We start from the raw sequence: 1,035 nt of genomic DNA, 5'->3' as shown, positions 1-1,035 counted from the left end.
CTCCAGAAAGGAGGTGTTCCAGCCGCACCTTCCGGTACGGCTACCTTGTTACGACTTAGCCCCAGTCATCAGTTTTGCCCTAGGACGCTCCTTGCGGTCACGTACTTCAGGCACCCCCAACTCCCATGGCTTGACGGGCGGTGTGTACAAGGCCCGGGAACGTATTCACCGCGCCATGGCTGATGCGCGATTACTAGCGAATCCAACTTCATGGAGGCGAGTTTCAGCCTCCAATCCGAACTGAGACCGGCTTTCGAGATTCGCATCCTGTCACCAGGTAGCTACCCTCTGTACCGGCCATTGTAACACGTGTGTCGCCCCGGACGTAAGGGCCGTGCTGATTTGACGTCATCCCCACCTTCCTCTCGGCTTACACCGGCAGTCCCGCTAGAGTGCCCAGCTTGACCTGATGGCAACTAACGGTAGGGGTTGCGCTCGTTATGGGACTTAACCCGACACCTCACGGCACGAGCTGACGACAACCATGCAGCACCTAGTTTCGTGCCCCGAAGGGAAGACACCTTTCGGCATCCGTCACTAACTTTCAAGCCCGGGTAAGGTTCCTCGCGTATCATCGAATTAAACCACATGTTCCTCCGCTTGTGCGGGCCCCCGTCAATTCCTTTGAGTTTCATTCTTGCGAACGTACTCCCCAGGTGGATAACTTAACGCTTTCGCTAAGTCACCGACTGTGTATCGCCGGCAACGAGTTATCATCGTTTACTGCGTGGACTACCAGGGTATCTAATCCTGTTCGCTCCCCACGCTTTCGTGCCTCAGCGTCAGTAATAGCTTGGAAAGCTGCCTTCGCAATCGGTGTTCTGTGTGATATCTAAGCATTTCACCGCTACACCACACATTCCGCCTTCCGCAACTACACTCTAGTCTCTCAGTATCAGAGGCAATTTCGACGTTGAGCGTCGAGCTTTCACCTCTAACTTAAAAAACAGCCTACGCACCCTTTAAACCCAATAAATCCGGATAACGCTCGGATCCTCCGTATTACCGCGGCTGCTGGCACGGAGTTAGCCGATC

1 rRNA gene is annotated in these 1,035 nt (G+C 54.4%); it reads right to left on the bottom strand.

Going from position 1 to position 1,035, the window contains the following annotated elements:
* Positions 1 to 6: 6 nt before the first annotated feature.
* A 16S ribosomal RNA gene (locus tag WS34_RS14855) occupies positions 7 to 1,035 on the bottom strand; the annotation flags it as partial.

The sequence above is a fragment of the Odoribacter sp. N15.MGS-14 genome, from assembly GCF_000980245.1.
Lineage (GTDB): Bacteria > Bacteroidota > Bacteroidia > Bacteroidales > Marinifilaceae > Odoribacter > Odoribacter splanchnicus.
The sequence above is the reverse complement of the archived record's forward strand: the minus strand, read 5'-3'. Positions and strand labels throughout refer to the sequence as shown.